Below are 9,284 nucleotides of genomic sequence, written 5' to 3'. Positions count from 1 at the left end.
CCCCAGATGTTGCAGAATGCTTCTCCCTGCTTTTGGTCAAATATATCTTCTTTTTCATAGGTAGCCAATTTTATATCGTATAAGGAATAAGGAGATTTACGGGAAATAGCGGTGCAATTTCCCTTGTATAACTTTAGTTTTACTTCTCCTGTAAGATTCGCCAGTAAACTACTGGAAAATTCATCCAATGCTTCCCTCAAAGGTGTAAACCATAGACCATAATAGACAAGCTCTGCATACTTTACACTGAGCATATCCTTCAGATGCATGGCTTCTCTGTCCAGGACAAGCTCTTCCAGAGACCTCTTTGCCTCGTAAAGAACAGTGGCTGCCGGGGCTTCATATATTTCACGGGATTTTATGCCTACCAGTCTGTTTTCTACTATATCCGTTCTTCCTATACCATAAAGCGACGCCAGGTCATTTAAATGGTGAACAATATCTACGATGTCCATTTCTTTTCCATCTATGGCTGCAGGCCTTGACCTGTCAAATTCTATAGATACATAGGCAGGTTCGTTCGGTGAGTCTTCCGGACTTTTGGTTAAAAGATAGGCATCCTCCGGTGGTTCGTTTTCTGGATTTTCCAATACGCCGCACTCAATAGATATACCCCATATATTTCTATCTATGGAATAAGGACTCTTTTTGGTGATGGAGATGGGAATGTTATATTTTTTTGCATAGTCTATCTCTTCTTCCCTTGATTTGAGTTCCCAATCCCTTACCGGAGCGATAACTTTTATTTCCGGTGCAAGGTAAGCGGCGGATACCTCAAACCTTACCTGGTCGTTGCCTTTACCCGTAGAACCATGAGCGATGGCATCTGCATTTTCCTTATTTGCAATATCTATAAGTTTTTTTGTAATCAATGGTCGGGCTAATGCCGTGGATAGAATGTATTTTCCCTCATATTTTGCTCCCATTCTCAATGAGGGCATTACATATTCTTCCAGAAATTCCTTCTTTACATCCTCCACATACGCTTTTGATGCTCCCACTTTTAGCGCTTTTTCTTTTATCTCATTGAGGTTTTCACCCTGTCCCAGATCGGCGGTATAGGTAATTACCTCGCAGTTGTAATTTTTCTTCAACCAGTGAACGATAACGGATGTATCCAGACCTCCAGAATAGGCCAGCACCACTTTATTAATCATTGTTTTCCTCCAAAAGCTTTATAAGTATTGCCGCTTGAACATAGGTTCTATTTTCTGCCTGTTGCCACACTATGGAATGTTTACTGTCTATTATTTCGTCTGTTACCTCTTTTCCCCTGTGAGCAGGTAAACAGTGCATAAATACAAAATCTTTAGAAGTGTGAGACAGCAATTCGTCGTTTACCTGATAGGGCTTGAACATCTCATTTCTCAATGGTGTTTCTTCTTTGCCCATACTGGTCCACACATCCGTATATACGACCTGAGCATCTTCTATTGCCTGTTTGGGGTTAGTTGTGAGCATAATTTTCGCTTTTGTTTTTTCTGCTATCTGTAAACTCTTTTGAACAATAGAACCAGAGGGAGAAAAATCTAAGGGGGTGGCAATATGAAGGTTTAAACCCATTACAGCCGCACCCAACAGCCAGGAATTAGCCATATTGTTTCCATCACCTATATAAGAAATCTTGACATTCAATGTTTTAAAATGTTCTTTTATGGTAAACATATCTCCCAAGACTTGACAGGGATGTAATAAATCGGAGAGTCCATTTACAACAGGCACCGTAGCATATTCTGCTAAATCCAAAATCCTCTTGTGTTCAAATGTCCTTATCATTATTGCATCTACATATCGGGATAAAACTCTGGCTGTATCCGGCCAGCTTTCTCCTTTAGAGAGCTGAGTGTGTTGAGAGGAAAGGAATATGGCATCTCCACCCAATCGTTTCATGCCTACCTCAAACGAAAGGCGGGTGCGGGTGGATGTCTTCTCGAACAGCATACCCAATATTTTCCCTTGCAGCGGCGTGTACTTTTCTTTTCTTATGTTTTTCTTTACAAAAGAAGACAGCTCTAGTAATTCTTCTATTTCTTCCTTGGAAAAATCTGCAATGGAGATAAAATCTTTTTTCATGTGGGAAGTTTACGCATGGATGTATATTTTGTCAATTACAAATAGTTTTAATAATACTTATATTAGTTGAGCTTGACACTGTAAAAGAAGGGGGTTATTCAATAAAAGATGAGAGATGTCCTGCATATTTTAGAATTTGACAAGTTACTTTCTCTGCTGGCTGAGAGTGCACATACATCCTATGGAAAACAGAGAATAGAAAACCTTAATCCTCAATTTGACCTTGCTTTTGCACAGCAGGAAAAGGAAAAAGCAGAGGAGATGTTTGAGTTTTTGAATAACAGAGGCTCTCCCCCTCTTCAAAACATAGATATACAAAATGAGGTTAAAAAGGTCAAAGAATCTAAATTGAGTGGCATAGGGTTGTATAAGATTGCCCGATTTTTAAAGATGATAGATGCTTTACGAGTGTTTTTTTCTCATTCGAAAGCTTATTTAAAGGAAATTGAAAGAGGATTGAATCCTTGCTGCGAGCTTTGTCAAGAGATAGAAAAAGCTATCGACAACGAGGGAAGAGTAAAAGACGATGCCTCTGCTTGCCTTCTTAACTTGAGAAACAAAATAAGAAGATTTCGCAGTAATGCGAACAGAAAATTAGTCAAGCTATTAGAGAAATCGATTCTACATAATGTAATCGTAGAAAAAACGATTACCATCAGAGATGGTAGATATACCATATTGGTGAGACCCAATTTTAAACAGTATCTGAAGGGCAGAATAGTGGATATATCCCATAGCGGTATGAGCTATTTTGTTGAACCGGAGCTAATACACAACGAAAACAACGAGCTTTTTAGGTGTAATATAGAAGAAGAAAAGGAAATTTCCCGTATTCTATTGTTCTTAACGAATATGATGAGAAAAGAGCGGAAAAAGATTGTAAAAAATATGGAATTGGTTGCTGAAATAGATACTCAGGTTGTGAAATGGCTATATGCCAAAAGATTTTCTGCTTCTTTTCCTGAGTTTGTAAGGGAAAATATAATTGATTTTCATGGTGCAAGGCATCCGTTGCTTTTGTATAAAAATGAGAAAGAAACTGTAGCTACAGATATTATTATTGGAAAGCCGTATTGCACACTTATTGTGACGGGGCCGAATACAGGTGGGAAAACGGTGTTTTTGAAAACTATAGGGCTGCTTGTGCTGATGAGTTATGTGGCACTGCCCATCCCCATACGAGCGGGTAGAATAGGTGAAATAAAAGATATATTTGCCTCTATTGGTGATGAGCAGAGTATAGAAGAAAACCTCAGCACATATTCGGCAAAGATGAAAAGGATGAAAGAAATATGTGAAAATGCAGATGAAAATAGTCTTCTCTTGCTGGATGAAATTGGAGCAGGAACAGACCCCAAAGAGGGAGAAGCTATAGCTGCGGCGATCATTGAATATTTAAAACAAAAGAACTGCCTTAATGTTGTAACCACTCATTCTCGTAATATTATAAGACGCCTGAAGGACATACAAACAGCGGCGTTTTTGTTTGATGAAGAAAAACTTTCCCCTACATATGAGCTGGAATATGGAAGAATAGGGAAGAGTTATGCCCTGGATATTGCCTCATTGTATCTTCCTCACAAACTAATAGAAAAAGCTAAAGATGAGGTTTCTGTAAGTAAGATAGATGAGTTGATAAAGGAATTGGAACTGAAATTAGAAACATTGGGGGCAGAGAAACTGGCATTGAAGGAAATAAAAGAGCAGCAAAGAGAAATACTTTTGGGTACACATAAGGAGAGAGAAGAAAAGAAAAGAGAATATGAAAATCTCATAGCAGAGATAAGGGAGAAGATAAAACCTTTAATAAAAGAAAGGGCACTCCCTTCCATTCATAGAGAATTAGAAAACATAAACAGGCAAGCGAGAAGCATATTCAAGGAAGAAGAGATACAAGAAAAAACCGCATTCGGGGTGGGCGATAGTGTAAAGATAGCTGGAATACACACGGGAAAAATTGTTGCAGTGAGTAAAAGATATGCAATGGTTGATTATGAGGGGAAAATAGTCAGCCTTCCTTTCTCTGAAATACAAAAGATAAAAGAAATGAAGACAAAACAAGAAAAAAAGATAGAGGTAAATCCTGTAAAAAATGATTATACTTTAGAGGTAAATATCATTGGAAAGAGAAGGGACGAAGCTTTGATAGAAGTGGAGAGATTTATAGATAGCTGTATTTTAAGAGATGTATCTACAGTAAGGATTGTTCACGGAAAAGGAAATGGTATCTTAAAGAATGCAGTAAGGGAAGTGCTTAAAAATCATCCTTTTATAAAGGATTTTCGTATGGGAAATCCCTATGAAGGCGGCGATGGCGTAACCATCGCGGGATTAAAATGAATATTTCTGATGAAATAAGAGAAAGAATAGATATCGTGGATTTCATCTCCCAGTATGTGGATCTGGTAAAAAGAGGAGTAAACTATGTAGGTTTATGTCCTTTTCATAAGGAAAAGACCCCCTCCTTTGTAGTTAGTCCCGAGAAAAGGATATTCCACTGTTTTGGGTGCGGTGCAAGCGGGGATGTGATAGGTTTTTTCATGCGTTATGAGGGATATACATTTAAAGAGGCATTACGCATACTCGCTCAGAGGGCCGGGATAAGCTATGCGGAAAGTAAACAAGATAAACAAAAAGATGATAAAAAACAGAGATTAAAGGAGATTCATCATATCGCTTTATCTCATTTTAGAGATGGATTTTCCAGATGTAAAACCGCTCAAAACTATTTTTACAAGCGGGGGTTTGATGAGATTGCAGCGCATGATTTTTCTATTGGGTATGCTCAAGAAGAGGATAAGCTCCTGGCTAAATTGAGTAAGTTTAAAAAAGAGGAAATCCTGGAGAGTGGTATATTTTCTGATTATAATGGGAAACTTTACTGTCGTTTTCATAATAGATTGGTCTTTCCTATATTCAACGAAAACGGTGACCCGATTGCCTTTGGGGGGAGACAGATTAAAGAGGGGAATGGAGCAAAATACATCAATTCTCCAGAAACAGCACTTTACTCCAAGAGCAAGATTTTATACGGCTTGAATTGGGCAAAGAAGAGTATAATACAGGAGAAGCAGGCAATTGTGGTAGAAGGTTATCTGGATGTGATCAGACTGCATACAGAGAATATAAGAAATAGTGTGGCTACACTGGGAACGGCATTGAATACATATCACTTGAAGATGCTAAAAAGACTTTCCTCTCTTATATTTATGAATTACGATGCGGATGAAGCGGGTACAAAGGCTATGATCCGTGCCTTACCCTCCTTTTTTGAAACAGATGTAGAAGGCAGAGTCGTAATTTTGGAACAGGGTGAAGACCCGGATAGTTTTGTAAAGAAAAACGGAAAGGAAATGTTTTTGGAAAAATTAAATAAAGGAAAAGAATTATTTTCTTTTTTAATCCAGCATTATAAGAAGAGTATTGATCTTTCTTTACCTCAAGGCAAGGCAGAATTTGTAGAGACATTTCTGCCTATCGTGGAAAAGATAAAAAATGGAGTGAAAAAATCGGCTTACATTTCACACATTGCTAAAGAAAGCGGCATTTCGGCCAGCCTTATAACATCAAAGACAAGAGATAAACCCACCTCTTCCAATACTGAAACCCCCAAAAAAGAAGAATTGCTCGTCTCTTGCATAATGAGTGATATAAGTCTTCTTCAGCTGGTGGATGATATCGGACAATTTAAAGAGTTGTTTGAAGATGAAAGATTGCATCTCTTGTTTGAAAAATTATGGAGTATATATATAAAAGAACTTTCCTATGATGTGAATGAGTTTTTGGAGCAGATTGAAGACAAAGAACTAAAGTCTTATGCCTATGGTCTTCTCACTTATTCTTTAAAGGGAGAGGCGGCATTTAAGGATCTCTTAAAAAATGCAGCTGTAGAAAAAACAAAAAAAAAGCTCAATGGAATAAGGAAAAAAATGGAACAGGAAGGCAAAGATATGATAAAAGAATACCAGGAGGTATTCTACACATTAAAGAGGCTCAAGAGCGGTGAATAATTGATGGAAGGTATTATTCATTTTCTCCTCCATATAGCAGGAAATATGGGATACGGAGGAATATTCGCACTTATGTTTTTGGAGAGTTCGTTTTTTCCTTTTCCCAGCGAGGCGGTTATCGTGCCGACCGCTTATCTGGCATCTAAGGGAGAGATGAATATAATAGGAGTAATTGTAGCAGGTGTTTTGGGCAGTCTGTCTGGTGCGATATTTAATTATATGCTTGCTTGTTGGTTGAGGGAGAAACTACTCTTAAAATGGGGGAGATTTGTAGGTCTTACTGAAAAGAGATTGACAAAAGCTTCTTTGTTTTTCAATAAACATGGAGAGATAAGCACATTTATAGGAAGGCTTTTGCCCGTTATAAGGCAGTATATTTCCTTACCCGCTGGTTTATCGGGCATGAATCTCTTCTACTTTTCACTACTCACATTTTTGGGTGCTGGTATATGGGTTTCTGTTCTGGCTTTTGTTGGATATACAATAGGTTCAAATGAGCTTTTGGTTAAAGAAGCTCTACATAATATTACTATTTATGTTATCTTCTTTTCTTGTGCTTTAGTCGGATTATATATTTACATAAGGAGGAGAAATGATCAGCGAGTTCAAAAAAACAGGTGATATATTATTTCTCATGGGCTTAGTGCATTATAATAGCGGGAATATTAGCACGCGTGCATCTGATGGTATCTGGATTACAAAAACGGGGAAAAGTTTATATAATCTGCGTAGTAAAGATATTGTGAAAATAGGGCTGGAAAGGGATATAAGATGGAATGCATCCAGTAGCGAAACGCCCATCCACACCGAGTTATACAAAAAGATTCCAGAGGCTAAGGCAATTATTCATTCTCATAGTCCTTATACTGTTGCTCTCTCTTTTTTGACAGAAAAGATAATTCCTATAGATTATGAGTCTTCATTGCGTTTTTCCAAATCTGTAGATATCTTAAATATAGAATATAGAGAGTGGAGAGAAAAGGCACATATAGACATTCCATTATATTTGGAAAAATCGGAAAATCCCATTGTGGTTGCCAGAGGTCACGGTGTTTTTACCTATGGAAGCAATTTATTCGAAGCATTGGAAAGGGTCTGTTGTTTAGAATTTGCTGCAAAGATACTTTTGGAGGTGAACGGTGGAAGAGGTAGTAGAAAAACTTAAGAAAGCAAAAAATGTTGTTGTTTTTTCTGGTGCGGGAATATCAAAAGCCAGCGGTATTCCTACTTTTCGAGGAAAAGATGGTTTATGGAAGGATTATGATGCTACACAGCTGGCTACTCCTTCTGCGTTTAAAAGAGATCCAAAATTGGTATGGCAGTGGTATAACTGGCGGAGAAGTATCATTATCAAAGCTCAACCCAATCCTGCTCACATAGCATGTGTGGAATTGGAAAAAATGTACAAAGAGGGTTTTTATCTTATTACTCAGAATGTGGATGGTCTGCATCGTTTGGCCGGCAACCATTTTATCTACGAGCTGCATGGTAATATCTGGCAAACGGTGTGTTTATCTTGCGGGAAAATGGAGGAAGAAAGAGTGGTCTACAGGGAAGAGGAGCTTCCTCCTCATTGTAAGAGTTGCGGAGGACTTTTGAGGCCGCATATTGTATGGTTTGGGGAAATGCTTCCTCAAGATGTTTTACAGGAGGCATTATCCGCGTCTCGCAGCACAGATGTTTTTTTAGGTATTGGCACATCAGGAGTTGTGCAACCTGCCGCTTCCATGCCCCTTATTGCTAAAGAGAATGGTGCTTATGTGGTGGAATTTAATGTTGAAAAAACGCCAAATTCTCCATTTATGGATAAAGTAATTATAGATGATGTTGCCAAATCGTTACCCAAATTAATGGAGATGCTTAAAAAAAATTAAGGGATGGATTTTTAGGGGTAAGGCCTAATTTGTAACACAATTTGAAGAACAGTTGAATAGATTTAATCTTTTCTTCTGTTAGATCGTAGTTGATATTCAAGGTAAGGTAATTTGTGTATTCTTCTTTTGTGATGTAAGGGAAACGATCGTGAAAATAATCCACTATTTCTCTGATGTGTGTTGTCCCCCATTCTTTAGCGTGAATGAAATTTTGCACAACCTTTTTTGTAATCTTCTCTTTGTATCCAATCCATAATGCAAAGACAAATGGCAAGTGGGTGAATGTTTTCCACTCATGGGCCAAGTCCACTATTTGATTTAATGGAAATTCCTTCTCTTTGAACAATGCGTCATCGCCGATAACCACTTGAGCATCAAAATTTTTAATATCAAATCCATACCGCACTTCTTTTTTAAACTTTTCTCTTAATAATATCTGCACGAGTGCATTTGAGGTACGAGAATGTTTATCCAGAAGCACCGTTTTGACCTCTTTTAGGGGTTTGTTGCAAAACAGGGCTACACTCTTTACATAGTCGGGAGAAGAAATACAAACAGAAGGCACAATGACATATTCTTGAGGAAGGTATGCATATTCTATTACTGGAATGATACCTATGTCAATTTCTTTATTTCGCAGCATTTCTGCGCATTCAGACGGGAACAACTGTGTAAAATCATATTTTGTATTTATAGAATCTACGAGAAATGCCTGATACAACGGCCAGGCATTGAGAAAGCTTACTAAGCCCACACGCAACATAGGTGAAGATTATCACCACTTGCACAAAAAATCAACGAACAGTAGTTATTTGTGATTACTAAATAAAATTCTCATAAAAACCTTTAGAAGAACTGAGCTTTTTACTAAATAAAATTCTCATAAAAACCTTCAGAAGGACTGAGCTTTTTACGGCAATTTAAAAGCATTGCAGTATTGGCTTTAAAAGATAGGGAAAGACTAATTGAAGAAAAAGATAAACTTACAGAAGAAAAAGATGACATAACAATAGAGATAAAAAAGCAGGCGAATATGCTTCGGGGACATTTAGTTAATATCTAACACGGAAAATCAATAAAAACAAAGGTTCTATTATCTGATTATTGTTATTTCTTAAACAGTTCGCTATGTGAACCTATGCGTGCAAAGACAATTCGGTTATCTTTTTTACTTAAAAAATATATAACCACAATATCACTGCCGATATGAAATTCCCTAAAACCATTATAATTGCCGATAAGTTTATGGTTTTTTGATTCTTTGGGTAAAATACCGCAATTTACCAGGATATTTTTATATGTCTTTAATCTTTCTGCTTGGGTTCGT

At 37.5% G+C, this 9,284-nt stretch carries 9 protein-coding genes; 5 read left to right on the top strand and 4 right to left on the bottom strand.

The window, feature by feature from the left end; genetic code table 11:
- Positions 1-1,157 (bottom strand): argininosuccinate synthase (locus J7J10_02345; GenBank protein ID MCD6129776.1); only part of this gene is annotated, 1,157 nt, incomplete at its 3' end.
- Positions 1,150-2,073 (bottom strand): ornithine carbamoyltransferase, encoded by a 924-nt coding sequence (argF, locus tag J7J10_02340; protein ID MCD6129775.1) that lies wholly within the window; start codon positions 2,071-2,073, stop codon positions 1,150-1,152. The genes J7J10_02345 and argF, both read right to left, overlap by 8 nt.
- Positions 2,074-2,181: 108 nt before the next feature.
- Between argF and J7J10_02335 the strand changes: the two genes are divergently transcribed.
- The 5 genes from J7J10_02335 to J7J10_02315 are packed head-to-tail and all read left to right on the top strand — an operon-like array spanning position 2,182 to position 7,957.
- Entirely contained in the window at positions 2,182-4,413 is a 2,232-nt protein-coding gene (locus J7J10_02335; protein ID MCD6129774.1) for a Smr/MutS family protein, read from the top strand.
- The gene (locus tag J7J10_02330; protein MCD6129773.1) at positions 4,410-6,083 is read left to right on the top strand and encodes a DNA primase; all 1,674 of its coding nucleotides are present in this window, start codon (positions 4,410-4,412) and stop codon (positions 6,081-6,083) included. Before J7J10_02335 ends, J7J10_02330 begins: the two co-directional genes overlap by 4 nt.
- Before the next feature lie 3 nt (positions 6,084-6,086).
- On the top strand, positions 6,087-6,704 hold the full coding sequence (locus J7J10_02325; protein MCD6129772.1) for a DedA family protein: 618 nt from the start codon (positions 6,087-6,089) through the stop codon (positions 6,702-6,704).
- Positions 6,676-7,248, top strand: a complete 573-nt coding sequence (locus J7J10_02320; GenBank protein ID MCD6129771.1) for a class II aldolase/adducin family protein — start codon at positions 6,676-6,678, stop codon at positions 7,246-7,248. Before J7J10_02325 ends, J7J10_02320 begins: the two co-directional genes overlap by 29 nt.
- Complete coding sequence (locus tag J7J10_02315; protein MCD6129770.1) at positions 7,223-7,957, top strand: NAD-dependent deacylase; 735 nt, start codon at positions 7,223-7,225, stop codon at positions 7,955-7,957. The genes J7J10_02320 and J7J10_02315 overlap by 26 nt, the downstream gene beginning before the upstream one ends.
- On the opposite strand, the gene J7J10_02310 is transcribed toward J7J10_02315, so the two are convergent.
- On the bottom strand, positions 7,944-8,720 hold the full coding sequence (locus J7J10_02310; GenBank protein MCD6129769.1) for a menaquinone biosynthesis protein: 777 nt from the start codon (positions 8,718-8,720) through the stop codon (positions 7,944-7,946). The genes J7J10_02315 and J7J10_02310 overlap by 14 nt on opposite strands.
- Before the next feature lie 344 nt (positions 8,721-9,064).
- Positions 9,065-9,284 (bottom strand): type II toxin-antitoxin system YafQ family toxin (locus J7J10_02305; GenBank protein ID MCD6129768.1); only part of this gene is annotated, 220 nt, incomplete at its 5' end.

This window comes from Deltaproteobacteria bacterium (assembly GCA_021159305.1).
Classification (GTDB): domain Bacteria; phylum Campylobacterota_A; class Desulfurellia; order JAGGSF01; family JAGGSF01; genus JAGGSF01.
Note: the sequence above shows the minus strand (reverse complement) of the source record. Positions and strands in the feature narration are given on the sequence as shown.

What these genes read in the sequence shown, in the direction of transcription:
- argF (MCD6129775.1), bottom strand. Translation starts at nt 2,073, where the DNA reads ATGAAAAAAGATTTTATCTCCATTGCAGATTTTTCCAAGGAAGAAATA.
- J7J10_02335 (MCD6129774.1), top strand. Translation starts at nt 2,182, where the DNA reads ATGAGAGATGTCCTGCATATTTTAGAATTTGACAAGTTACTTTCTCTG.
- J7J10_02330 (MCD6129773.1), top strand. Translation starts at nt 4,410, where the DNA reads ATGAATATTTCTGATGAAATAAGAGAAAGAATAGATATCGTGGATTTC.
- J7J10_02325 (MCD6129772.1), top strand. Translation starts at nt 6,087, where the DNA reads ATGGAAGGTATTATTCATTTTCTCCTCCATATAGCAGGAAATATGGGA.
- J7J10_02320 (MCD6129771.1), top strand. Translation starts at nt 6,676, where the DNA reads ATGATCAGCGAGTTCAAAAAAACAGGTGATATATTATTTCTCATGGGC.
- J7J10_02310 (MCD6129769.1), bottom strand. Translation starts at nt 8,720, where the DNA reads ATGTTGCGTGTGGGCTTAGTAAGCTTTCTCAATGCCTGGCCGTTGTAT.